Here is a 19,792-nt window from a genome sequence, read left to right as displayed (position 1 = left end):
GGGATCTCCAGAGGGGTGTCGTCTAAGGGGCTGGTCAGGCGAGCCGGGACAGAACGGTTCTGCCGTGTGCGCTGAGGGCGGTGTCGTTCTCCTGGTGGCCCTTGACCAGGGCCGTGGCCGCCTCGATGGCGCCGAAAGACTCCAAGAGGCGGCGTTCGGTGTCGTTGGGAGAGCGTCCGTAGCCGTCGAAGAAGGCGGTGCGCAGGTGGGGTGCGGCCTGCCAGCGTCGGAATTCGAGTCGGGCGAAGTCGCGGATCCGGGCGTCGCGTCGCATGTGCTCGAAGTCGAAGATGCCGAAGGTGTCGCCGAGCAGCCAGTTGCGCGGCTGGTAGTCGAGGTGGCAGATCGCGCTGTCCATCTGGCTGGTGCCCAGGATCACGGCGTGGTGCTTCAGCAGGTTCTCCTCGGCCGCGTCGAGCAGGTCGGCGTGGACGGCCCGGCCGATCCACCCGTGGAACCGCTCGGCGAGCGAAGCGCCGACGGCACCGCCCTGGGGCATGGCCGTGGCCCGGTGCAGCTTGCCCAGCACGTGCCCGGCCTCGTGGTGGGCCAGCTCCTCCTCGGGTGAGCCCGGAGCGAAGGTGTCCGCGCGGTGGCCTGCGAGCGCGGTGAGCAGCAGGGTGCGGGTGGCATCGTCCCGGCCGACCAACTTCGGTGCATGGCCGCTCAGATGGGTGACCCACGCCCGGTAGGCATGGAGTTCTCCGGCGTACCGGTCTCGCTCGGCGTGCTGCTTCGCGATGAACTGACGCCCGTCGTCGGCCACCAGGCGTACGACGCGGGGCGGGAGCGCGGGGTCCGTTGCGATGTCAACTGCGCCTAGGAGGAGGTGCGCCAGTTGTATCCGGGGGTCGCGCGAGGTCGCGATCACGGGGTCGGCTCCGGCGTGAGGAGACTGAGGTGCTCGGTGTCGTTGTGCCGGTCGAGCATCCAGCGGTTCTGGCCCAGGCGGTTGCGGTGGTGCTGCCAGCGGGTGATGGAGGCGTGGTTGTGGGTGAATCCGGCGGGCGAGCCGATCGGGATGCCGAGCAGCAGGGTGTGCGCGGTGATCACCGTCTCCCCGTGGGCCGCGAAGACGACGCGCTTGCCCCGGTTCTCCTCGATGAGCTGGCTCAGGTTCCTGCTGGCGCGCTCCAGGAATCCGTTCCAGGTGTCGGAGCCGTTGGCCCAGGGTGTGTCGGGGTGGGCGTGCGGCCCGCCGTCGGCGGCCGTCTTCACCGCGTCCCAGGGCCGGCCATCGGCGTCGCCGTGGACCGGGCCGTCGAGTCGGTCGTCGTGGTGCACGGGGATCTGGAGGGTCTGGGCGATGATCTCGCCGGTCTGGACGAGACGGATCCGCGGGCCGGTGTAGACGACGTCGAAGGGCTTCTTCAGGTGCTCGGTGGCCAGGCGGCGAGCGGCCTGTTCGGCCTGGGCATATCCGAGGTTGGTCAGGCCGGTGCAGGTGCGCGGGCCTCCGACGAGGCCATCGGCGTTGCACTGGGCCTGGCCGTGCCGGACGAAGACGAGTTCGGTGGTGATCATGAGGCTCCTCGGTGGCTGAAACGGAGGGGCAGGCTGTAGTGGTAGCCGTTGCGACCGATGTACGGGGCGGTGAGCACGGCGTGCAGGGCCAGAGAGCTGTCGAGCTGGTTTCGGTCCGTCGTTCCCAGCCGGGCGTCGTGTCGTAGAGCTGCCTCGTTGTACGCGAGCAGGGCGTTGGTGACGGCTTGGTCCGGGAGCGGCCCGTAGGTCAGGTGGAGCGTCGCGATGAGCTTGGCGAGGTCGTAGCCCATCGGGGCCAGGGACAGGTCGTCGGTGTCGACGGCGACGATGTCCCTGCTCGTAACGATGAAGTTCCGGGGGTTGCTGTCCTTGTAGAAGGCACAGGGCCCTTGGGCCGTCGTTTCCAGCAGGCCGAACATCGCGTGCAGCGCGGCCTTGTTCGGCAGGTAGCCCTGTTCGTGGCGTCGCCGCAGGGCGCGATTCCGGGGGCCGAGGTAGTCGTCGAACCTGGTCCCGTCTCGGAAGTGGTGCGGGGTGTCCAGCGACGCGGACCGCAGATCGCTGGCCCAGGCGGCACCGTGGGCGTGACCCAGCAGTGCCGCGACGCGCGGGAGGTCGTCCGGGCGCACCGCGCGACCTTCGATCCGTTCGAACGTCAGGCTGTTCGCTCGGACGGTGAGGAGCGCCGGCTGCCGCAGTGGCTTGGCGTGCTCGGTGAGCCACTGGTAGTGGCGCACCGCCCCCGCCGCACGCTCCGGTTCCGTGTAGGGCTTGGTGAAGGGCGCGAGGGTCATGCCATCCGCCCATCGTTCGGCTGGGCGACGACGAAGGTGATCCGGGACCGGGTGGTCAGCGGCTCGTCGGGAAGGAACTCGTGCAGGGTCGCCGCCAGGGCACCGGGGTTGCCGTACAAGCCGGGTGCCAGGTCGTACTTGGGGTTGGTGGCCAGGTACTGCGCCGAGTGGTCGTGGCCGTCGAAGGTGAAGACGTGCTCCTCGTCCAGGACGGCGATCACGTCGAGCGAGGAGGCGGCGATGTCGGCCAGGTTGTCGCTGTGAGCTGCGGTGTACAGGCTTTCGTGCTGGGCGGCACGCGGATCGAGACCCGCGCAGGCGACCAGCTGGTCCATCTCCCGGTAGCTGTCGAGGCCCTTGGTGACAAGTACGGCCACACCGCCGGGGGCGAGGACCCTGGCGATCTGTCCGACGACGTCCTGGGGGCGCGGCGAGTGGTAGAGGCAGAACGCGGCGACGACGACATCGCTCGACCTGTCGGGCAGAGGGAGGTCGTGGAAGTCGCCTTCGACGAACTCCACCGTGCTCTCGGGCAGGTTCTTGACGCGCTCGCGCGCCTGTGCGAGCAGGGCGGGGGCGGCGTCCAGGCCCACGACGCGCTCGGGCCGGAGCTGCTCGGCGAGGATGAGGCTGCTCGTGCCGCGACCGCATCCGATGTCGAGCACCGCGCCGAGCCGGTCCGGCCGGGCGTGATGGGTCTGCACCAGGCTGACGATGGTCTCGGGCACCGGGTGTCCGGCGGTCTTGGCCCGCATTAGGGCGCTGGTCCGCCCGGCCAGCCGTGAGGCGTGTCCGTACAGCTCCGGCTGCCGGACGGGGTCCAGGAACGGGTTGGACTCGTTCATGCCGCACCCCCTGACCGGGGGCGCTGGCGGGTCAGGACTGCTCGGCGGCGACCCTCCGCAGCCAGCGGCGCGTCTGGCGCCGGTTGGCCAGCAGCACCACATCGGCGCGGGAGCCGAACTCCTCGATCTTCGCCATCACGCGGGGCCGCATCTTGCGCCGGTACGTGGCGACGTACTTGATCACGCCCCAGTGGATGCGGTTGTGCACCCCGTTGCCCTTGTGCCCCGCGCCGTGCCGGATCTGCCGGGAGAAGATCCCGTACAGCGCCGCCACGGTCGACACGTCCATCAGGACCACGGTGTCGCAGGCTTCGAGCCGCACCTGCAGCGTCGAGTTGTAGTTGCCGTCGATCACCCACCGCGGCTGCGCGACCAGCTCGCGCTGCACGTCGGTGAACTTGTCCATCGGCAACGCGTTCCACTCGTCGTCGTAGAACGCGGCGTCCAGGTGTGTCACCGGGGCGTCGAGGATCCTGCCCAGTTCGCGGGCCACGTGGGATTTGCCGCTGCCTCCGCAGCCGACGATGGCGACCTTCTTCATGGTGCTCCAGCGTAGAGAGGTTCGGGTGTCCGGCGGACCCATCCTCCGGGACGCGCCCGGAGGATCCGCGCGCCGTGGTCGATCGAGCGGTCTGCATCAGGCAGCTCCCCGCTCGGTCGCGGTGGCCTGGAGGAGGCCGTGCAGGACGGACTCCAGGGTGTTGACCTGCTTGCACAGGCCGAACAGGCGCAGCCGGTCCACACATGCGGCGATCAGGGCAACGTGCTGTTCGGTGCCGGCGATCTCGCGCAGGTAGGAGAGGCGTTCGAGCACGTCGTCGCCTGAGCGCACGACCAGCTCCTTCGGGACGAACCGGTCGGCGAAACGGATGTCCGCCGGGACCAGCGGCAGGCATCCGGCGAGCACGGCCTCGAAGATGCGCTGGGTCATCTGCCCAACCGCGGCGTACCGCTCGGGCAGCATGAGCACCGTGGCCAGGGACCGGCCGTAGACGTCGGCGGCATCCTCGAACGGGATCCGGCCCGCGAAGCGGACGTGCGGCCAGCGGCCGGTTTTCGTCCACTTCCCGGCGACCAGGTGCTCGACGCGGGCGGCGGCCGGGGCGAAGAAGCGGTCGAAGGGCTCGTCCCGGTCGTACTGGTTGCCCACATAGCCGAGCGCGAGATCCCGAGGCCGCGCCGCGAGGGAGAGGGGATCGGTCTGGGCGAGGAGGCCCTCGGCGACGGGGAAGAGTAGCGAGTGCGCGCCGGGGGTCGGGGTGAGCGCGGCCTCGCAGACACGGGTGTGGGCCGTGCGGCGCCACACGCTCTCGGCGCGCAGGGTGCGGTCCTTGTCCCAGATGACGGTGGGTGTCCGGTGCCGGGCCGTGTAGTGGTTGATGAGCCGGGCCTGCCGATGGAGGTCGCAGGTGTGCCCCTCGCTGCCGCACGCGGTGGTGTTGCGGCCGGGGATCGCCCAGCGCCACTCCAGGAACAGGGCGTCGATGCCGGGCAGGCCGTCGTCGAAGGTGTACGCATCGCCGAGGTCGTCACCGGCTTCGAGGCGGTCGCGGTCGGGTTGGAGGAAGACGATCTCGTGACCGCGGGCAAGCAGGGCGTCGATGAAGGGGCGGCGGTGGCTGCGGCCTCCGTCGGGGGTGTCGGTGATGCCGTTGCCGAGGAAGCCCCAGAAGCTGTATCCGATCTTCATTTGGTGATCCACCGCCCTTCGAGGAGCAGGGCGTCGAGGCCGGAGTTGGCCAGGCAGTCCAGGGCCATCTCGGGTGTACCGCAGATCGGCTTGCCCTTGACGTTGAGGGAGGTGTTGATCAGCACGGGGATGCCGGTCCGGCGGCCGAAGGCGGTCAGCACCGCGTGCATGAACGGGTTCTGCGACCGGGTGACGGTCTGCAGGCGGGAGGTGTCGTTGGCGTGCACGATGGCCGGCACCCGCTCGCGCGTCAGGTCAGTCACCCCGGAGGCCATGGACATGTACGGGGCCGGCTGGCCGAGGGTGAAGAACTCGGCGGCGCGCTCGGCGGGAACCATGGGGGCGAAGGGCCGGAACGGCTCGCGGAACTTCACGGTGGCGTTGAGCCGCTCGACGACGCCGGGCTCCAGCGGGGAGGCGAGGATCGAGCGGTTGCCCAGGGCGCGCGGCCCGGCTTCGACACCACCCTGGAAGAGTCCGGCGATCATGCCGTGAGCGAGCTGGTCGGCGAGAAACTCGGCGGTCTCGATGCCGAGGGTCTTCTGGTGGAGGCCGGGCCAGGGGGTCAGGTCGAGCGGCTGGTCCTCGTAAGAGGGGCCGAGGTAACAGTGGCGGGCGATGCCGGCGACCGGGCGAGGGCTGCGTCCATCGACGTGCACGGCGAGGGCGGCCCCGATGGCAGTTCCGGCGTCTCCGGGTGCCGGCGGGACGAACACCTCGTCGAAGATGCCAGCCTCGATGATCTTTCCGATGCTGACGCAGTTCGTGGCGACGCCGCCGCCTACGCACAGACGCCGGGAGCCGGTGAGCGCACGGGCACGGCGGGCAAGGTGGACCATCACCTGCTCGGTCCGCTCCTGGAGGGCAGCCGCCAGGTCTCGATGGACGTCGGTGAGCGGCTCGCTCGGGTGCCGCTCGGGGCAGGTCTCGGCGACGAACCGCCGGGACGTCCTCGGATATCCCGAGGTGAGGGTGCGCGTCGGGAAGTAGCCGGGGTGGATGCGGAAGCCCGTGGTCGTTGTGCGGACCGCCGTAGTGAACAGGTGCCGGAAGCGGGCGGGGTCGCCGAGAGCGGCCAGCGCCATGACGGTGCCTTCCTCGTCGCCACGCCTCCAGCCCAGGTGCTCGGTGACGGCGCCGTACACGTATCCGAGGGAGGCCGGGTCGTTGATCGCTTCCATGGGCTGGAGGCGAGGGCGCTGGATGCCGTGGCCGTGGGCGATAGTGGTGGTCTGCCGCTCGCCGAGGCTGTCGACCACGAGGACGGCGGCTTCCTCCCAGCCGGAGGCGGCGAAGGCCGTGAGCTGGTGGGCTCGGTGGTGCAGGATCGGTGTGACGCGGGCCGAGGGGAACTGGCTGCCTAGGACGCGCAGCCGACGCCGGGTTCGCAGGGCGACCTTGGCGAACCCGTGGGCGCGGGCCAGGCTCCGGTCGCGTGTCATCGGCGAGAGCGCCATGCGCAGGGCGGCGGGCGACTCGGCGAGGTAGCGGACCGGCTGGAAGTTGTAGGCGACGGCGTTCACGTCGCCGACGCTCAGCTTGGCCTGGTCGAGGAGCCATCCCACGGCGCGGTCCGGGTAGAGCTTGGTGTGCTTCTGCTCGGAGAGGCGTTCCTCCTCAACGAAGCCGACGAGTTCACCGTCTACGAGAAGGGCGGCCGACGAATCGTGGGTGTACGAGCACAGGCCGAGGATCACGGAGGGGGTGCGCTTCATGGCGGCGGTCACCTTGCCCCGGCCGTGGCGGCGCGATTGGTCGAGCGCCGTTCCAGCTCTCCGTACCAGGCGGTGAGGGCTTGGCCGAGGGGCCCGTCGATCGTCTCGGCCGCCCGCCACGCCTGCTCGCGCTTGCCGTCCTTCCACAGCCGGTAGCTGCGCAGGGTCTCGGCCATCGCGCCCCAGCCGGGGTGACCGGTCACGTCACGGGCCTCGACCTGGTCGAGCAGGCCGTCGAAGCCGTTCCAGGGTGTTCGCAGGTCGGGCATGGTCGCGCTCGCCGGGAGCAAGGTGAGCGTGTCGGCCTGCTCGATGTGCTCGTCGTAGATGTGCAGCGAGCCGATATGCAGGTGGAACTCGCCGAGTTCCGCGTCGAGCCATCCGGCGACCAGCTCGTGCAGCACGGTGTAGAAGAACACGTCGTACGGCATGCCGATCCATACGTCCTGGCCGCGCATCGTGGTCGCCATGTGCAGGCGGCCGGCACGCAGGTGGAACCGGAATCCGAGGGTGCAGGGCACGTCCTTGTGCCCTGCGGCGTCCTGGGCCGGGTCGTAGAGCTGGATCAGGGCTCGCCGGGAGTCGGGGTCGGCCTGGAGGATTTCGACGACGCGGGAGAGCTGGTCGACCTTGCCGGCCCAGTTCCGCATCCTGGGGCCGTACGCCCCCAGGAGGACGCCTTCGTCGGCGAACTGCCGCAGTCGGTTGTTGTAGTCGAAGATCCACGGCGCGTCGGATCCGGAGAGGTGCCAGACCGTCTCGGCGACGGCGAAGGCTGGATTCACGATGCGGGCGGGCGGGGCGTAGAGCAGGCGGGCGCGCGGCTGGGTGAGCAGCAGGTGCACGTCGCGGACTTCGTGGGTGGCCATGCCCCGGGGGCTGATCTTCTCGCCGGACTTGGCCAGCGTGACGGCTCCGGAGAACAGCTCGGCGATGCTGTCGGCCGTGAGGGATGTCATCGGGCGGATGCTCCTTCGTCCTTGGGCGACGCAGCGGCGCCCGGGTGGTGGTGGGTAGAGCTGTTGGCCCTCGGGCCGGAGGTGGCGCGGTCGGTAATGAGCCGGGCGATCCGAGCGGCGCTGTCTCCGCGCCACCGGCAGACGGCGTCCAGGGCCGCCCGCGGGATCGGCGCGGGGCCCCCGCTCACGCCGGAGAGCGCTTCGGCGATGTCCCCGGTGGCCTCGCACCGGGTCGCGAGTCCGTGACCGGCCAGGCCCAGGGTGCGTTCGCCCGGCGGGCCGATTTCGAGGACCGGGATGCCGAGCAGCGCGGCTTCAATTCCGCACGTCGAGTACGCGCTCGCTACTGCGTCAGCACCAGCAAGGGAGCCCCGCGCTCCGACCCGGAGGTCGGCCACCGCGACGGGCGGCCCGCCGTCCCGCTTCACCAGAGCGGTGAAGGCGTCGGTGCCCTGTGCCGGGTGTGGAGCGATGACGAGCCCCCAGTCACCGTCCGCCTCGGCAAGCCCGTCCAGGAGGAGGTCCGCGTGGGACTTGAGGTGACCGGGGTTGAAGGGCTGGCATGCCCACACCGCGATCCGGGTCGGCCCACGTCGGCCCCCCGAAGCGAGCAGCTTCTCCAGGTACCGCCGCTGTGCCTGGCGGCTCAGACCGGCGAGGACGTCGAAGCGGGGCTGCCCGAGTACGTGCACCTCGGCCTCGGGATGGCGTGCCCACCCTCGGCCCAGGGCGAGGTCCCGCTCGCCCATGACGATGATGTCGCGGCTGTGCAGGGCCGGCCAGGCGACCGATTCCGCCGTCCACGCCCCGTGCTGGACGTGCACCGAGTGCGCTCCGTGCCGCTCGGCGGCGTGCGCGGCCAGCACCCCCAGGGGGCTGGTGTCGTTGCTCAGCAGGACGGTGTGCGGCCGAGTGGTCGACAGGATGTCGTCGAGCCAGCTCTCCGCCCGCACCACCGTCCGCCACGACGGCTGGGTGCAGCCCCCGCTGGTCTCCAAGAGCACGGACAAGAGCCTTACGAGCCGGGCAAGTTGGACGCCATGGCCTCCCACCTGGACGACGTGCTCGTCGTCAGGACGGTGGAGGCCCTCGGCGGTGCCGGAGACGGTGAAGAGGTCGCTCGGAACCGAGCGCAGTTCGATACCCGTTGCCGGTCCCACGCTGCACCGCTCGGCGGCATCAGTGGCGAGATCGAGCAGGAGGCTCCTCTGCCCGTCGCGCGTCAGTTCGGCGAGAACCGGGATCAGCGTGGCGGCGTGGCGGGAGGTCCACGACAGCGCCAGAACGTCCTGCCGTCCGAGGTCCGAGGGGAGCGGACTCGGCTCCGTGTTCGCCGTGCTCGTCCGGGTCCGGTTCCGGAGCTGGGCGGAGCGGGTCGGGTTGTGCGGTGCCGCAGCACCGAGCACATACGCGACGCCGGACCACGTCACGGTGTAGGCCAGGTACTCCCGCGAGCTGCTCGAACGCAGGCCCACGAGTCCCTCGTAGGGGGCCAGGGTCAGGGGCCCTGGGGCGGAGGCGAACGGTGCCCAGGAGTTCAGGGCCAGGAGCTTGCGCACGATCTCGCCGACGAAGCGTCGCACGGGGACGTGCTGGACGTGGAGCCAGTCGGCTCCGCCTGGGGTGGTGGCCAACTTGGTGCTGTAGCGGTCGACGGCCTCCACGACGTCCTCGACGCCGGAGCGCAGTAACTGCTTGTCAACGGTCGTCGCTTCCAGGTCCGTGGTGTGGATGTGGTCGGTCCGCGCGTGCGCCAGGGCGCCGGTTCCGACGAGAGTCCACATCGGCTTTCCGGCGTTGGAGGAGCGGACCAGGCCGAGGCCACCAGTCGTGTGGGGGCTCACACCGTGCTCCCCTCGACGAGCTGCTTGGCGGGAAGCAGGCTCAGCAGTTCCTTGGGGGACGTGACCGTCTCGGGGTCGGGGGCCGTCGGCTGCCCGTAGCCCCATCCGGCGTGTATGTACGGGACGCCGGCGCGGGCGGCCGACTCCTGGTCGACCGCCATGTCACCCACGTAGACAGCGGAGGCGGGGTCGACCCCCAGGTCGACCAGTGCCAGGAGGAGCGGGTCCGGGGCCGGCTTCGTTCGGCCCGCGCCGGCGGGCGTGCGGATGGTCGCGAAGGGACACCCGAGGCGCGCGAGGAGCGGGGCCGCCCGGTCGACGTGCTTGGACGTCACGACGCCCAGCCGCCAGTCGGCGGCCACGAAGGCGTGGAGCGTCTCGACGATGCCGGCGAACTCCTCCGCGAGGTGCGCGGTGGCCACGGACTCCGCCTCGTACGTCCTACGGACCGCCTCGGCATCGGTCACGCCCAGGCGCTCCATGATGTCCCCGAACTCGCGACCCAGGTGGCGCTCGTAGTCACGGAACGGGAGCGCGACGCCATGGACCTCCTGGACCCTCTGCCACGCCCTCCGCATCACGGGACGCGTGTCGAGGAGGACCCCGTCGAGGTCGAGGAGAAGAGCGCGCGACCCGTGGTCGCTCGGCGCGGCCGGGGCGGGTGGCGATCCGCAAGCGGGAACGGTCATGATCATCCTCTCGTCAGGGTGTCGTCGTGCCTCAGAGGGCCGAAGCCGGGGCAAGTTCCAACTCGGGGTACTGGGACGGACCGCCGGCCTCCTCGAACGCCGCGTCGAGCAGCGCCACGTGCAAGCGGTCCCATCGCCCTCGGGACTGCAGAGCACGCCCGTGGCGGGTCAAGGCCCACGCCTTGAGGGCCGTCGGGTCCTGCATGAAGTTCCGCGCGTTCTGCCGCAGGATGGCGGGGGTGAACACCCTGAGATTGAGGCCGGTGCGCCAGAACTCAAGCCACCACTGGCACATCAGGAGCGGACCCGATTCGTCGTCCTTGACGTGGTCGGGGTGGTTGCGCACCCAGATCGGGTCCAAGTCCGGGTGTGTGGTGGCGACTTCGAGCATGCGGCCGTGGGCCTGGTGCACTGCCAACTCCAGGGACTGGCGGTGCTGCTGGCGACGCTGGGCGATGTGCACCGCGGACGCGAGGGCGATGGTGGTGGCCAGAGCGAGAACGGGACGGTTCATCTGCGACCTTTACTCGGGGATGGATGGGGCGGTGCGGCAACCGGCGGCGGCATCCGGGGCAGTGGTGGTCGCCGTCGTGCTCGCTTGAGGAGAGTCAGGCCGCGTCCGGCGGGCCCTCAGCCGACGGCGAGGTCAATCCGTCCGGCACGGCCGGCAGGCGCGCGAGCCGGTGAAAGCGCGAGAGGTCGAAGCCACGCCCCTGAACCTCACCAGCGGGCACGGCGAAAAGGTCGATCCCCTCTTCGCTGGGTGCCGAAGGGGCGGCCTCCCTGATGGCGAGGAGCGCTTCGCCCTGCTCGCGGTGCGGCAGGAGGCGCGGCGCACGATCGATGTGTCCCTCGAAAGTCATGGTCAGCCCTCGGTCAGGTGTATTTGAAGGTGAAGACGAGCACGACGCTCACGGTGACGATCAGGGCGATCTGGGCGCTGATCTGCCGCCAGCCCCAGCCCTTCCTGTCCATCCAGCGCAGCGGACGCCTTCAAGTCGGCGCGACGGGCTCCTCGGAGATCACGAGGTGGAGAAACGCCCGGCAGTGCTCGCCCAGGTGTTTGATCACGGCGTGGTACTCGTCGTCATCGGAGCTGATGTTGTGCCGGTCGAGGACGAGCACGCCGTCGGCCAAGCCCTCTCGGAGCTGTCGCTCGGCTTCCCGCCAACCAGGTCGATCCCAAGGCGGCGTGTAGACGCCCTGGCTCGCACTGGATGCCGGGAGGTACGTCGTGGTCACCGGGACCGCCACATCGTGGAGCCGGGCGGTGATCGCGTAACCGAGCTGGTCGGCCTCAGCCTGTAGCGTCCCCCAGTCCTCGTCAGGTCGGGCCCTCGGACTCGGTACCAGGCTGTACGCCAGCACGCGCAGCGGCTGATCGGCCTGCGCGCCGACGGTCTGACGGTAGAAGTGCTGGCGCAAGTCTCGGAGTTGGCCAGCTCGGGACCGGCGCTTCACCTGGGCAGAGGTGCGAGGCCAGCTCGGGTAGTCACGGCCAGCGGTCGGCGCCCCACCGCCCGTGTGCTTCTCTCGCCCCCGATCAAAGGCGACGAGGCTCAACACGTCGGCTCCGTGCTTGACTGTGTTGTGCGGCGACATGGGGGTGCCTCCGTGAGAGTGGGGATGACCGCGTACGTCGTCCGGCCGCCGTCCGCGACGCCCCACCGAAGCGACAAGCAGGCGACGAGGTGCAGCCCTCGACCGCCGAGGCCGGCGGCACTCGCACGTCGCCGCCTCGCCGGTGCCGTGCTGTCGTCGGTGACTCGGATTCGAAGCTGGTGCTCGTCGTGTCGCAGTCGCAGTCGGACGTCCCCGGAACCGTGAATGATCGCGTTGGACACCAACTCCGAGACGACGAGCCGGGCGTCCTCTGCCGGCGTCTCCGGCAACGACCAGTGCTTCAACACGGTGGCCGTCGTTCTTCGCGCTTGAGCGACGTGCGCATCTACCGGCTCCATGGCCATCTCGAAGACGTGAGAGGCCAGCGGACACCGAGCGGTCGAGGCGCCGACGGCGTGGGCGCCACCGTCGTCGCCCCGAGGTCGGGGCGGCGTTGCTGTCCGGTGCGTGGTCATGAGCACATCGCACCGTGGCTGCGCGATCCGGGACAGGGGAAACCGGAGGGGGGAAATCTTTGTCAAGGGGGGAAAATCAGGGGGGAGTTAAGGGGAGTATTGGCTTTCTCCCACGGATAGGGGTCAGACTCATGGCGGTGGATCCATTTGCCGAGTTGCTCCGTCACCTGCGGCGTAACGCGAATCGGACGCAGGACGAGCAGGCCGGTGCGATCAACGCCGCCTCCGGCCGGGCAACGGTGACCCGCCGGGAGGTGAACCGGTACGAGAACGGTGCGAACGTTCCGACGGACCACACCCTGGGGAACATCGCTTTGGCCTGTGGCGTCCCGCTGGAGCCGCTACTGCGCGAGGCGAAAGCCGCCCGCGCCAGGCGGCGAGAGAAGAACAAGGCCGAGGCGGAGGACCTGGACGACGTGAAACGCCGAACGCTGCTGGGAGGCGCAGTCATCAGTGCGGCTGCGGCTGCCGAGCCGTGGGGTCGGCTGGCCTACGCACTCAGCAAGGGTTCCAAGATCGACCCTGAGTCAGCCGGGGTGCTTATTGATCATGCCGCCCGGTTGCACGTGGACGAGCTGAACGAGAGCGCACTCAGTCTGCAGGCTCGGGTCGAGGCGCACCTGGACGCGATCACCGCAGCCCTCCCCCGCGCCGGAACCCACGAGCGAGCCCTGACCATCGCGGCGGGAGAGACCGCTGCTCTTGCCGGATGGGTTGCCTGGGATCTCGGCGAGCACGACAAGGCCACTTCCTATTACGGAGTGACCTCGGAGTGCGCGAAGAAGGCTGGACACCCCCCGCTGCGCGCTCTCGCTCTGGGCTACGCGAGCTACGGTGCCCCCAGCCCCGCGAAGGCCCTGGAGATGCTTTCGCAGGCAGCTCAAGACGTACGCGGACGTGGCAATGCAACCGCCGCAGCGTGGGCCCTGGGCCGGTACGCAGAGGAGGCCGCTCAATCCGGCGATGACGCCGGCGCCCTTCGTGCTCTCGACCAGGCCAAGTTCGCCTATGACTTCGCCGACCATACGAGCGAGCAGGCGTGGGTCCGCTTCGTGACGCCGTACCGGATGGACTCCTTGGCCCTCTCGGTCTACGGCGAACTCAAGCGTCAGGAGCTGACGGCCACCGCCGACTCCGCAGTCGAGCGCCTCGGCGGTGAACTACCCGAGTCCGGTGTGGTCGTCCTGGGTGACCTGGCGTCCGCCCTTCTGCGCGGCGGCGACGTAGATCGCGGGGCCTACGTCGCGCACCAGTTCGCCGCAGCGGCGGAGTCGAAGCCCAACACCATGGGCCGGCAGCGGGCCCAGGCCATCGCTGCCGGGCTCCCCGACACTGAGCATGACCTGGCCAGCCACCTGCTGACGTTCGCGACGCTGTGAAGCGTCGAAGCGCACAGGCTCGGTGAGAGCGAGGCGCTGTAGTGGAGACCTCTACCCCGGGCGCGTCTCGTCGACGACCCAGGACAGGTACGCCTCCGACCCTCCGGTCACAGGCAGCGTGACCCACTGGGGGACGTCGTACGGGTGCCTCTCGTGCAGCCATGCTTCTAGCGCGGGGAGGCGATCCGACGACGTCATGTAGGAGATCCGCCACTCCTGAGCCGCCTCGACCTTCCCCTGCCACCAGTAGAAGGCGGTAATGGGCGCATCAATGTGGACGCCCGCCGCCAGTTTGCTCTCAACAGCGCCTCTGGCGAGGGTCTTCGCCTGCTCCTCGTCGTCACTCGTCGTCTGCGCGATCACGATCTCGGGGTCCATGCGGCTACCTCTCCAGCTCGGGTACCGCGACCCTACCCAGAGGGTTGACGCAGCCGACAAGCGCTGGTCGCCAGGATTCGGGCCGAACGCACCCTCCGGACTCTTCGGCTCATTGGACTACGCAGCTCGTTCCCGAGGGGTTTGCAGAGCACCCCTAGGCGGCAAGGTCGTGCCGCTCGCTGCCGTCAGACTCCCGACCGCGGGCAGACTGCTGGCGCTCAAGGCCCAGCAACTTCAGCAGGTCTGCCGTGACCACCCGGTAGGCGTTCCCGAGGCGCAGCACCTTGACCGGGTACTCCCCCTGCTTGGCGAGTCCGTACCCGGTAGACCGTCCGATCATCAGCGCCTTATTCGAGGTGTCTAGATCGATCACCGCCGGAAGAGCGAGCAGCTCGTCGCCCCTCAAGCCCCGCGCCGCCCCTGACACCCTCGGTGCCGCCATGATGCTCTCCTAACGCTTACACGTGCCGTAGTGACGCGAAAGATGTATCACGGAGTTGCGGCAGCACCTTTCCGCTTCTTAGGGTGTCACCATGACACCTGATCAATGGTCGACAGCGTTCACCGGTCGGATCGCTCAGCGCCTACGGGACTCGCGCCGGGCCGTCGGCCTCACGATGGCCGAGGTCGCGCAGGGGTGCGCGGCCCGCGGCATGCCGGAACTCACCGAGCACTCCATCAAGAACCTGGAGTCCGGACGCAAGACGAGCGTCAGCGTGGCGGACGTCGTCATGCTTGCCGACGTACTGGGCGTCCCGCCGGTCACCCTGCTGTTCCCGCTCGGTTCTTCGGCCGCGGTCGAAGTTCTGCCGGGCCGCGAGCTGTCTACCTGGGATGCGGTCGCGTGGTTCACCGGTGAGACACCTCTGGATGATGCGGCCCCCGAGGGCTCCCCCCGGGACGTTCTCGACGCCTTCCGACACCATGGCGACCTCGTTGCCGCGTCGATGTCGTCGTACGACTTGGCGCAGGAGCGGCGACGGGTGGCCAGCACCACTCTGGACCGCAGTCGTCGAACCACGCTTCTTCAGCGGGCCGAGGGATACGAGGCGCACGCCTTCGAGGACGCCCAAGAGCTGCGCGCGTACCGAGAGCGGATGCGCCAGCGCGGCCTTACCCCTCCGGCACTTCCTGACCGACTCGCCTTTGTCGACGAGACCGACATACACCCCGAGGCCGAGGAGCGTGAATGAAGAACGGCACCATCACGCGACGGTGCCGGTGCACTGACCCCGAGACCGGCAAGGACCTCGGGGCGTCGTGCCCGAAGCTCCAGTCGCGACGGCACGGGACCTTCGGGGTGTTCCAGGAGCTGGACCCCGCCCAGGACGGCCGCCGACGACGGTTTCGTCGTGGTGGCTTCGAGACCTCCACCAAGGCCCAGGAGGAGCTGGGCAAGGTCCGGGCCCTCATGGCGATTCCCGAAGAGGACGACGCCTGGGGCAGGACGCAGATCAGCGACCTGCTGGAGGACTGCGTCAAGGAGAAGACCCCTCTGCCGGACTACGACGAGACCCGTCGCCGGTTCCAGACGGGTCAGTCGCTTAACTCGAAGACCACCGTCGGGGAGTGGCTCGACAGCTGGCTGGCGGGGCGGAAACGTCTGCGCCGTGGCGGCGCGTCGCGCTACGAGTGCGATATCCGCGTCCATCTCAAGCCGCACCTCGGGCACCTTCGCCTCGACAAGCTCCGGGTCCACCACATCGACAAGATGTTCGACGCCATCAACGAGCGGAACATCGAGATCCAGGAGCAGAACGCCCAGCGTCGTGCAGTCGCCGATGAGCTGAAGGCCACCCCGAACAAGGGGGCCGAGAATCGAGCACGCCGGAAGTGGTTCCGCGCCCAGCTCGACGCGATGCCCCCGTTCCGTCGCGTCACCGGGCTGAACACCCAGCCCCACATTCGCGACACACTCCGGGCCGCCCTGAATGTCGCTATCGCCCAGCAGGTCATGCCTGCCTTCAACCCGGCCGCTCACGTCGAGCTGCTCCCGGGAACAAAGCCGAAGGCCCTGGTCTGGACCGAGGAGCGCATCGCCAGCTGGCAGGAGACCGGCAAGAAGCCGTCGCCGGTCATGGTCTGGACCCCGGAGCAGACCGCCGTCTTCCTCGACTTCGTCGCGGGAGACCGGCTGTACTTGCTCTGGCGGCTCATCGCCTTTCGAGGCACCCGCCGAGGAGAAGCCTGCGGTGTCCGCTGGGAGGACTACTCGGCGAAACACAGCTCCCTGGCCATCGCCACGCAACTCGTCCAAGACGGCTGGGAGGTCCACGAGGGCGCGCCCAAGACCGACAGCGGCCTCCGGCTGATCGCTCTCGACGGCGAGACAAGCGAGGGCTTCCTCACGCACAAGGCTCGCCAGCAGCGGGATCGCGGGGCGTGGGGCGAGGGCTGGCAGAACACCGGTCGCATCTTCACCCAGGAGGACGGCTCCCTTCTCCACCCGGGAAAGGTCAGCGATCTGTTCGAGCGTCTCACCGAGGCGGCCGGCCTTCCGCCCATCCGCCTTCACGATCTCCGGCACGTCGCCGCGACGCTGATGCTCTCTGCCGGCGTCGACATCAAGGTCGTCTCAGAGACCCTCGGCCACTCGGACACACGGATCACGCGAGACATCTACCAGTCCGTCCTCGACGACCTGGCTCGCGACGCCGCCGAGAAGGTCGTGCAGCTCGTCCCCCATGCTCGTAAGGCGCTGGCGGCTGTTCCCGACGTCGTGTCGCAGGCAGACCCGGCGTCTCGGCTGCCGAGGATGGCGCCGCCGCGCAAGGGCGACACATCACAGCAGGATCGCTCTGCCTGACGGCTCAACGGAAATGGAACCCCGGTCAGAGGGAAGCTGACCGGGGCTCGGCCCTATTTTCGTCACAGCAGACCGCGCTGTTGTGCCCACTGGGTAATGGCTCCGGAGGTGCGCTGTGAGAAGCCTGCGGGGTTGAGTTCCCCGGCGCGGCTGATGAGTCCGGTCTCGGGATAGCCGTAGGTCTGCAGGAGTTCGTCGGCGAGAGCAGCCGTGGCTTGCAGAAGACCGCGCTCACGGTCGGCAAGGTCGTCAAGAAGGACGCCCGCTTCTGCCGTAGCGTGCGGATAGTACTCAGCGGTCAGTGGCCTCGGCCGCCCTGTCCCGGGATCGACCCGGTCGACACGGAAAGGCACAATGTCTGGCCGGTGGAGATCGATAACCCTGGCCTGTGTCGGATGTGCAGCCATGTCAGCCACCAGCGTGACGCTGGCTTGTGCGAGTCCGCTTGCGGCTGCCCGGTCGCGTGCGTGGGCCGCCAGGAAAGGCAAGGCGCACAGCAGCGGGTACACGACATCTCCAGGTTCTGCGGTGTGGAGTTGGGCTTCCTCGTAGTCATTCACATGGATTCGTCCGTTCAAGGGCAGGGCGATGGTGGCGCTGCCGTCGCGATGCAGCTCGGCACGCGCGGAGTACCGGCCGCCCCCATCCGTCACGATCAGCCGCCGCGGACCGACGCTCACGCGACCGAAGTTGCTGACGGGCTGCCCGAGGTAGAGCTGAGTGCCAAGGAGCTCTTCCTGGTAGCGGGTGAAGCGCGCGGAATCGATCACCATGTCGCCAGGCTGCTCGGGAACCACGGTGACGATCACATGCGGTGTGGTGCGAGCCGCCAGGGCGTCGACCAGCTCCTCCTCGATATCGGCGAGGCGCTGACCGCGCTCGGCGGCTGCGGTGAACCGTGCCCGGTAGGCGGTGGCAACGTCAGTTTCAGTCAGCCACTCGGTTCTGCTGCCGCCGCGCCTGGGGTAGCGCAGAACGTCTCTGGACGGCCTGCTCACCTGGGCTGTCACGGCGTGCGGACCAGCGGGGCTGCGCGGCACGGCCAACAGCAGGAAGCCGGTGCCCGGTGCGTCGGGATTATGGACAGGGAAGGCTTCGTAGGGAACGGGCGGCGCCGTATTGGCCACGGTGACCTGCCGGATGTGGCGTAGTCGGGCATCGTCCAAGTCGACGTCGAATACCTTGCTGGGCACGCCCTTGCTCTCCGCCATTCCGATGACGAGGAGTCCGCCTGTGTGATTGGCGAAAGCAGCGATGTCCTTTGCCAGTTCCTCGCGACCCCGCTCGTCCTGGCTGTAGTGCGCCCGCTTGTAGTCGAGATCTTCGCCCTCGGCTGCTTCAGGAGTGCCCACCAGCTCGGCGATGCTTCGGTAGTCCAGTTCATCGAGCCGCCGGCCCAGCAGGGCTTCGATCCTGCCCAGTCGCGTCACCATGTACAGACCCTACTGTTGCCCCAAGTCCAGCGACTCAGACGGGCTGGTCCACCACCGTCAGCAGCGCGGCAGCGATGGCGATCAGCGCGTTGGCCTCGTCCCGGTTGTACGTGAACGTCTTCGTGACCTCGTCCTCATGGACCGATCCACTGGTCTGGTCCTCCACGGCTACACGGATCGCCGCCCACCGCTCGTCCTTGCCACGCTGGCGGGGATCTTTATGAAGAGGCCAGGTCCATCCGCTGTGAAGCCGGATCCACTCCAGGGTTCGGCGAGCTTCAAGAATCGCGCCGTCGATGTCGTCCTCCAGGAGCCGACGCTGCGCGGCACGCAGACGCTGGGCCGGGTCGGCGCGGGGGTCGTCCTCAAGAGGGAATGGGACCTGCATCTCGAAGGCGACGGAGGGGCCGAGAGCGTTGACCTGATCGGTCCAGCGGCTCTTGGCGACGCTAAAGTGCAGCACTTCTGTCGTGCTCCCGGGGTAGCCGGGGGCCTGGGGAAGCGTGCCGGTGACCTCCAGCTCCATCCGTAGGTCTCCACCAAGGCGAGCCTCATTGATGGCGTGAAGCTGGGCCGAGGTGAGGAGAAATTTCAGGACGGTGCTCGCAACCCCGATCTTGGGGCTGAACGGAAGCATCTCCGTCGCCCGCCCGATGAGCGTCCGCTGGTACGACTGCCCGAGGCCGTAAAGGTCGGCCTGCAACGCCAAGAGCCTGCCGGCCTCCGTGTTGGCATCCGACGCCTTCGCTTTGAGGCCCATTTGGAGGCAGATCGTGCCCATGCCACGCAGGAGCTGCACGCTCTCATCCTGGATGTCGAGGGCGAAGTCCCCGGCGCCCGCGTCGAAGCGCATCACGTTCAAGACTGGTTCCTCCGTAGCGATGTCCCGGCCAGCCGATCTCCATCAGATGTCGGCCGACAGGTTTGTGGGCTCCAAGAGCTCGAACTGCCCGCCCCGTTAGCTCAAGATCACACATCCTCGTCAGGCAGCCACACTCCGGCTCCCCAACCCTCCAACCTCTGCCGCCGATTTTCGTAGTCGGGAAGAGCTCGGGCCACCATCCGCCAGAAGTTCGGTGAGTGATTCGGCTCATGCAGGTGGGCCAGCTCGTGCACCAGCACATAGTCAACGAGTGCGGCGGGAAGCTGCATAACCGCCCAGTGGATGTTAAGGGCGCCCCGATCTGAGCAGGACCCCCAGCGGTAACCGAGGGGGCGGACGACTAGGTCAGCGGGCGGAGCTTCGAGGCAGTCTGCCCAAGGGTTCAGACGCTGGGGAAGCCATTGCCTACCCCGCTCCGCGTACCAGGCCACCAATGCGTCGCCGGCTGAGCCCTCATGGCCACGTCGCAACCTGAGCCTGCCTTCCGCCAGGGCCACCGGGCGGGGAGCTTTATCAACGGTCTTGAGCCGGTAGCTGCGCCCCAAGTAGTAGAAACCCTCCCCATCGACGAACCGGCGGCGCGGGCGCTGCTCTACATCCACCTCACGGTCGCGAACATTGGCGTAGAGCCAGGGCAGACGGGTGCGGATCAGACCTTCGAGGGCATCGCGATCCGCGCCGGGCGGCACAGCCGCGACGATGCGGGCGTCGCGTTCCACCGTGACCCGGACACTCGTACGTCCGGGTACTGGGTGGACATTGATGACCAGCCCCCCCACTTCCAGCGGTTCAGCCACGGCGTCATGCATGAAGG

Annotated in this window: 22 protein-coding genes; 3 read left to right on the top strand and 19 right to left on the bottom strand. The window is 68.9% G+C overall.

The genetic code is table 11. The annotated features are described in order from the left end of the window. Positions 1-34: 34 nt before the first annotated feature. From ACIO3R_RS37790 to ACIO3R_RS37725, 14 genes are all read right to left on the bottom strand, one after another. Positions 35-871 (bottom strand): aminoglycoside phosphotransferase, encoded by an 837-nt coding sequence (locus tag ACIO3R_RS37790; protein ID WP_402111571.1) that lies wholly within the window; start codon positions 869-871, stop codon positions 35-37. Beyond that, complete coding sequence (locus tag ACIO3R_RS37785; RefSeq protein WP_402111568.1) at positions 868-1,524, bottom strand: histidine phosphatase family protein; 657 nt, start codon at positions 1,522-1,524, stop codon at positions 868-870. Before ACIO3R_RS37785 ends, ACIO3R_RS37790 begins: the two co-directional genes overlap by 4 nt. Continuing rightward, positions 1,521-2,279, bottom strand: a complete 759-nt coding sequence (locus tag ACIO3R_RS37780) for a phosphotransferase (RefSeq protein WP_402111566.1) — start codon at positions 2,277-2,279, stop codon at positions 1,521-1,523. The genes ACIO3R_RS37785 and ACIO3R_RS37780 overlap by 4 nt, the downstream gene beginning before the upstream one ends. Continuing rightward, positions 2,276-3,124: a class I SAM-dependent methyltransferase gene (locus ACIO3R_RS37775; protein ID WP_356439122.1), complete on the bottom strand. Its 849-nt coding sequence runs from the start codon at positions 3,122-3,124 to the stop codon at positions 2,276-2,278. The genes ACIO3R_RS37780 and ACIO3R_RS37775 overlap by 4 nt, the downstream gene beginning before the upstream one ends. A 31-nt stretch (positions 3,125-3,155) precedes the next feature. Then, entirely contained in the window at positions 3,156-3,665 is a 510-nt protein-coding gene (locus ACIO3R_RS37770; RefSeq protein ID WP_027737775.1) for a topology modulation protein, read from the bottom strand. 96 nt (positions 3,666-3,761) lie between these two features. Continuing rightward, a complete protein-coding gene (locus tag ACIO3R_RS37765; protein ID WP_402111564.1) occupies positions 3,762-4,814 on the bottom strand; it encodes a hypothetical protein in 1,053 nt (350 codons plus the stop codon). After that, positions 4,811-6,529, bottom strand: a complete 1,719-nt coding sequence (locus ACIO3R_RS37760; RefSeq protein WP_402111562.1) for a carbamoyltransferase — start codon at positions 6,527-6,529, stop codon at positions 4,811-4,813. The genes ACIO3R_RS37765 and ACIO3R_RS37760 overlap by 4 nt, the downstream gene beginning before the upstream one ends. Before the next feature lie 8 nt (positions 6,530-6,537). After that, positions 6,538-7,488, bottom strand: a complete 951-nt coding sequence (locus tag ACIO3R_RS37755; protein WP_402111561.1) for a thymidylate synthase — start codon at positions 7,486-7,488, stop codon at positions 6,538-6,540. Continuing rightward, positions 7,485-9,332 carry a hypothetical protein gene (locus ACIO3R_RS37750; RefSeq protein ID WP_402111559.1) on the bottom strand — a complete coding sequence of 616 codons (1,848 nt, stop codon included), beginning with the start codon at positions 9,330-9,332 and terminating at the stop codon, positions 7,485-7,487. The genes ACIO3R_RS37755 and ACIO3R_RS37750 overlap by 4 nt, the downstream gene beginning before the upstream one ends. Beyond that, a complete protein-coding gene (locus tag ACIO3R_RS37745) occupies positions 9,329-10,021 on the bottom strand; it encodes an HAD family hydrolase (RefSeq protein WP_402111557.1) in 693 nt (230 codons plus the stop codon). The genes ACIO3R_RS37750 and ACIO3R_RS37745 overlap by 4 nt, the downstream gene beginning before the upstream one ends. Positions 10,022-10,052: 31 nt before the next feature. Beyond that, on the bottom strand, positions 10,053-10,535 hold the full coding sequence (locus ACIO3R_RS37740; RefSeq protein WP_033949326.1) for a DUF6082 family protein: 483 nt from the start codon (positions 10,533-10,535) through the stop codon (positions 10,053-10,055). A gap of 94 nt (positions 10,536-10,629) precedes the next feature. Beyond that, positions 10,630-10,884 carry a hypothetical protein gene (locus ACIO3R_RS37735; RefSeq protein WP_033949325.1) on the bottom strand — a complete coding sequence of 85 codons (255 nt, stop codon included), beginning with the start codon at positions 10,882-10,884 and terminating at the stop codon, positions 10,630-10,632. Between the two features lie 130 nt (positions 10,885-11,014). Beyond that, a complete protein-coding gene (locus ACIO3R_RS37730) occupies positions 11,015-11,446 on the bottom strand; it encodes a hypothetical protein (protein WP_224354190.1) in 432 nt (143 codons plus the stop codon). A gap of 134 nt (positions 11,447-11,580) precedes the next feature. Beyond that, positions 11,581-11,982, bottom strand: a complete 402-nt coding sequence (locus tag ACIO3R_RS37725; RefSeq protein WP_402111625.1) for an ATP-binding protein — start codon at positions 11,980-11,982, stop codon at positions 11,581-11,583. 248 nt (positions 11,983-12,230) lie between these two features. Between ACIO3R_RS37725 and ACIO3R_RS37720 the strand changes: the two genes are divergently transcribed. Next, positions 12,231-13,478 carry a helix-turn-helix domain-containing protein gene (locus tag ACIO3R_RS37720; protein ID WP_402111555.1) on the top strand — a complete coding sequence of 416 codons (1,248 nt, stop codon included), beginning with the start codon at positions 12,231-12,233 and terminating at the stop codon, positions 13,476-13,478. 51 nt (positions 13,479-13,529) lie between these two features. Here ACIO3R_RS37720 and cutA read toward each other — a convergent pair whose 3' ends face one another. Both cutA and ACIO3R_RS37710 read right to left on the bottom strand, forming a co-directional pair. Continuing rightward, on the bottom strand, positions 13,530-13,856 hold the full coding sequence (cutA, locus tag ACIO3R_RS37715; RefSeq protein WP_004921029.1) for a divalent-cation tolerance protein CutA: 327 nt from the start codon (positions 13,854-13,856) through the stop codon (positions 13,530-13,532). 154 nt (positions 13,857-14,010) lie between these two features. Next, positions 14,011-14,196, bottom strand: coding sequence for a hypothetical protein (locus ACIO3R_RS37710; RefSeq protein WP_402111553.1), 186 nt, complete (start codon positions 14,194-14,196; stop codon positions 14,011-14,013). A 193-nt stretch (positions 14,197-14,389) separates the two neighbouring features. Between ACIO3R_RS37710 and ACIO3R_RS37705 the strand changes: the two genes are divergently transcribed. Then, positions 14,390-15,049 carry a helix-turn-helix domain-containing protein gene (locus tag ACIO3R_RS37705; protein WP_402111552.1) on the top strand — a complete coding sequence of 220 codons (660 nt, stop codon included), beginning with the start codon at positions 14,390-14,392 and terminating at the stop codon, positions 15,047-15,049. After that, a complete protein-coding gene (locus ACIO3R_RS37700; RefSeq protein ID WP_402111550.1) occupies positions 15,046-16,662 on the top strand; it encodes a tyrosine-type recombinase/integrase in 1,617 nt (538 codons plus the stop codon). The genes ACIO3R_RS37705 and ACIO3R_RS37700 overlap by 4 nt, the downstream gene beginning before the upstream one ends. Positions 16,663-16,724: 62 nt before the next feature. Here the strand turns inward: ACIO3R_RS37700 and ACIO3R_RS37695 are convergent, their stop codons facing one another. The 3 genes from ACIO3R_RS37695 to ACIO3R_RS37685 form a co-directional block, all read right to left on the bottom strand. Continuing rightward, positions 16,725-18,095, bottom strand: coding sequence for a helix-turn-helix domain-containing protein (locus tag ACIO3R_RS37695; protein WP_402111547.1), 1,371 nt, complete (start codon positions 18,093-18,095; stop codon positions 16,725-16,727). A gap of 34 nt (positions 18,096-18,129) precedes the next feature. After that, a complete protein-coding gene (locus tag ACIO3R_RS37690) occupies positions 18,130-18,957 on the bottom strand; it encodes a hypothetical protein (protein WP_402111546.1) in 828 nt (275 codons plus the stop codon). Between the two features lie 107 nt (positions 18,958-19,064). After that, positions 19,065-19,787 (bottom strand): M48 family metallopeptidase, encoded by a 723-nt coding sequence (locus ACIO3R_RS37685; RefSeq protein ID WP_402111545.1) that lies wholly within the window; start codon positions 19,785-19,787, stop codon positions 19,065-19,067. Positions 19,788-19,792 lie beyond the last annotated feature (5 nt).

The sequence above is a fragment of the Streptomyces sp. NPDC087428 genome (assembly GCF_044744085.1).
GTDB lineage: Bacteria > Actinomycetota > Actinomycetes > Streptomycetales > Streptomycetaceae > Streptomyces.
The sequence above is the reverse complement of the archived record's forward strand: the minus strand, read 5'-3'. Positions and strand labels throughout refer to the sequence as shown.

Coding starts and splice junctions, on each gene's coding strand:
- ACIO3R_RS37785 (WP_402111568.1), bottom strand. CDS start 1,524: ATGATCACCACCGAACTCGTCTTCGTCCGGCACGGCCAGGCCCAGTGC.
- ACIO3R_RS37780 (WP_402111566.1), bottom strand. CDS start 2,279: ATGACCCTCGCGCCCTTCACCAAGCCCTACACGGAACCGGAGCGTGCG.
- ACIO3R_RS37775 (WP_356439122.1), bottom strand. CDS start 3,124: ATGAACGAGTCCAACCCGTTCCTGGACCCCGTCCGGCAGCCGGAGCTG.
- ACIO3R_RS37770 (WP_027737775.1), bottom strand. CDS start 3,665: ATGAAGAAGGTCGCCATCGTCGGCTGCGGAGGCAGCGGCAAATCCCAC.
- ACIO3R_RS37765 (WP_402111564.1), bottom strand. CDS start 4,814: ATGAAGATCGGATACAGCTTCTGGGGCTTCCTCGGCAACGGCATCACC.
- ACIO3R_RS37760 (WP_402111562.1), bottom strand. CDS start 6,529: ATGAAGCGCACCCCCTCCGTGATCCTCGGCCTGTGCTCGTACACCCAC.
- ACIO3R_RS37755 (WP_402111561.1), bottom strand. CDS start 7,488: ATGACATCCCTCACGGCCGACAGCATCGCCGAGCTGTTCTCCGGAGCC.
- ACIO3R_RS37745 (WP_402111557.1), bottom strand. CDS start 10,021: ATGACCGTTCCCGCTTGCGGATCGCCACCCGCCCCGGCCGCGCCGAGC.
- ACIO3R_RS37740 (WP_033949326.1), bottom strand. CDS start 10,535: ATGAACCGTCCCGTTCTCGCTCTGGCCACCACCATCGCCCTCGCGTCC.
- ACIO3R_RS37735 (WP_033949325.1), bottom strand. CDS start 10,884: ATGACTTTCGAGGGACACATCGATCGTGCGCCGCGCCTCCTGCCGCAC.
- ACIO3R_RS37725 (WP_402111625.1), bottom strand. CDS start 11,982: ATGGAGCCGGTAGATGCGCACGTCGCTCAAGCGCGAAGAACGACGGCC.
- ACIO3R_RS37720 (WP_402111555.1), top strand. CDS start 12,231: ATGGCGGTGGATCCATTTGCCGAGTTGCTCCGTCACCTGCGGCGTAAC.
- cutA (WP_004921029.1), bottom strand. CDS start 13,856: ATGGACCCCGAGATCGTGATCGCGCAGACGACGAGTGACGACGAGGAG.
- ACIO3R_RS37710 (WP_402111553.1), bottom strand. CDS start 14,196: ATGATCGGACGGTCTACCGGGTACGGACTCGCCAAGCAGGGGGAGTAC.
- ACIO3R_RS37705 (WP_402111552.1), top strand. CDS start 14,390: ATGACACCTGATCAATGGTCGACAGCGTTCACCGGTCGGATCGCTCAG.
- ACIO3R_RS37700 (WP_402111550.1), top strand. CDS start 15,046: ATGAAGAACGGCACCATCACGCGACGGTGCCGGTGCACTGACCCCGAG.
- ACIO3R_RS37695 (WP_402111547.1), bottom strand. CDS start 18,095: ATGGTGACGCGACTGGGCAGGATCGAAGCCCTGCTGGGCCGGCGGCTC.
- ACIO3R_RS37685 (WP_402111545.1), bottom strand. CDS start 19,787: ATGCATGACGCCGTGGCTGAACCGCTGGAAGTGGGGGGGCTGGTCATC.